Source organism: Pseudomonas sp. CM27, assembly GCF_013179515.1.
Classification (GTDB): domain Bacteria; phylum Pseudomonadota; class Gammaproteobacteria; order Pseudomonadales; family Pseudomonadaceae; genus Aquipseudomonas.
Genome location: NZ_JABMCN010000364.1, coordinates 1,303 through 3,915, shown reverse-complemented (window position 1 = coordinate 3,915; position 2,613 = coordinate 1,303). Strand labels below are relative to the sequence as shown.

General features: G+C 64.0%; 1 protein-coding gene and 1 pseudogene. Both read left to right on the top strand.

The features are described from left to right. Positions 1-2,030, top strand: a 2,030-nt coding sequence (locus HP547_RS27680; RefSeq protein ID WP_172288624.1) for a virulence factor SrfC family protein, incomplete at its 5' end; no start/stop codon positions are given. A 5-nt stretch (positions 2,031-2,035) separates the two neighbouring features. Beyond that, a pseudogene (locus tag HP547_RS27675) lies at positions 2,036-2,613 on the top strand (hypothetical protein); the annotation flags it as partial.

Here is a 2,613-nt window from a genome sequence, read left to right as displayed (position 1 = left end):
AGCTGGCGCCACGCCTTGCCCCCCGCGAGCGGGCAAAGTTGTTCTCGGTGCTGTGGGGTGGGCAGGCGCCCATTACCGACCTTTACAGTGTGTTGGCAGGGGCGCTGCAGCGGTTGGGCCATGCACAAACGGTTTATGCACCCGTCAGCGTGTTCAAGCAGGATACCGACAGCGTTACGGCGTCGCCCTGCAACATCATGAGCGTGGACGTGCTCAGCCGCCTGGACACTGGGCGTGATCAGCAACTTCAGGTCCGGCCCAGCCTGGATGGCAAGCTGCAGGCCAGCGTCGGCATCAGCATCGCCCAGTTGGCCACGCTGGCAGTCGAGGTGAACTTCAGCCTGCTGAACAGGCCGACGGCCTCGGTTGCGCAGGACGTCGACATTCTCGACTTCCCCGGCTACCGCACGCGCAACAAATACCTGTCGGTTGACGAAGCGGCAGTAAAAGAGTCCACCGATGAGGTTTATCCGTACTGGAACCTGATCCTGCGCGGCAAGGTTGCCTACCTCTTCGAGCGCTACAGCGAAGCTCAGGAAATGAATGCCCTGGTGGTGTGCACCAGCACCATGAAGCAGAGCGACGTGATCAGCGTCGCCCCGGTACTGACCCGCTGGATCCACAATACCCAGGGCGCCACGCCGAAAGAGCGGGGCCAACGCGCGCCAGGGCTGATCTGGGCCCTTACCATGTGCGACGGGTGGATCAACAGCACCCTCGGCAAGGAAGACACGCACCTGATCCAAGCCGCCGAGCGGCTGATGAAAATCACCATCGTCGAGCGCTTCGGCAGCCAGGAATGGATGAAGGAGTGGTCGGTCGGCAAGCCATTCGACAATACCTACATGGTGCGCAAGCCACGCCTGAAAGAAACCGCGTTCATCGAACGTGACGCGCAGGGCCAGGAGCACCGGTTGATCGAGAGCTACGCCGGGGATATTCAACGGCTCAGGCAATACGTGGTCGACTTCCCCACTGCCAACCGCCATGTGGCGGATACCGGTGCCGCGTTCGATGCCATGATGACGCTGAACGATGGCGGTATCAGCCGTTTCAGCACCAGCTTCGCGTCGATCAATGACCTGGACTTCAAGCTGGCGCGTATCGAAGAGCAGCTGGAACAGTGCCGCGTCGACCTGCTTGAACACGGGCTGAACACCTGGCGCGAAGAAGACTTCGAACAGCTGCTGAACAAGAAACGTGAAAAAACCCAGTACCTGCTCGACAACCTGGGTGCCGACCCGGACGCAATCAGCGAGCTGATCCATGCCTTGCAGGTACCTGTCGAGCAGCTGCGCGAGCTTTACCTGGGCGGTGTGTACGACATCGACGGCATTGACGGCGAGGCCGCCGACGAGCCGGAACAGGCTGCCAAGGCCCCGGCCAACAAAGCCCCGGCCATCAGCTTCGGCAACCTGTTCGCCAACAACCCGTCCGCAGCACCGGCACCGGCGCCCAAGCCCCTGGCCAAGCGCCTGACCTCGGAGCAGCGCTTTGTTCGCGCGGCGCTGAAGGCGTGGATCAAGCACATGCGCGACCTGGGCACGCAACCCGCGCGCCTGGCCAACCTGCGCCTCAGCCGTGAAGTGGTCGAAGCCTTGGTCGAAGAGCTGGTCAGCGCGGTACGCCGGCCGCTGTTCATCGAGCAGCTGGACGCCGCCGTCATGCGCCGGGTGCTCAACGGCATGCGCCGCGACCAGATGGTGCAGCGCCAGGTACTGACCGTGCAGCTGGCCATGCGCGACTTCCTGTCCTGGTTCGGTCTGCTGGAAAAGCCTGCCGGTGAGCGCCCCAACAGCCTGCTGGGCTCGCGCGAACCGGTGTTCGACTTCTACCACAGCGTGCCCCAGGGCGAGCTGCCGGTGCTGCCGGAGCAGCCACCGCACCATGAACAACGCTTCCTGGTCGACTGGCTGTCGGGCCTGGCCTGGCTGACCCAGGAAAACGCCAAAAGTGGCGCCGACCCGGAAATCACCACCGAGCAGCGCCGCCAGTTGGCGGTGTTGCTGAACACCTTTCAAGCGAGTTGATTGCAATGGGTATCAGAGTTGATGTGCTGCCACTGGAAGTGAACACGCCAGGCCAGGGCCTGCTGCGGATCACCGGCTGGGAGGGCGCCAGTGAAGGGCTGCAATGCTCCCTGCAGAGCAGCCAGTCCCACGAGTACCTGCATGAAGGCGGGCACTGGGGCAACGTCGCCCACTGGTTCCGCCTGGACAACCTGGGCGCCGTTGCGGGCGCGCCGGCAATCGAGACGCGAATTGGCCCCAACCTGATCAACCCGTTGCTGCAAGCCAGCGGCACCGCCACCTTCCGCATCGAAGTCAGCAACCCGCAGACCGGGCGCAGCGACATGGGCATGGTGCGTATCAACAGCGCCATCATTGCCTCCGTCGAGTCGGGGCCGGCACTGGAGCAGTCGGCGCCACCGGCGCCGTTGCCAAGTGCATCGGTGGTTATCGAGCCACCTGCGGTCGCTACGCCGGAGCCGGAGCCTGCCCCGGCAGTGGTTGCGGAGCCCGCGCCCGAGCCGGCACCGGTAACGCCGCCGCCCACGCCTGCCAAAAAGGCCAACACCTGGCTGCTGCCACTGCTGATTCTGATCCTGCTGGC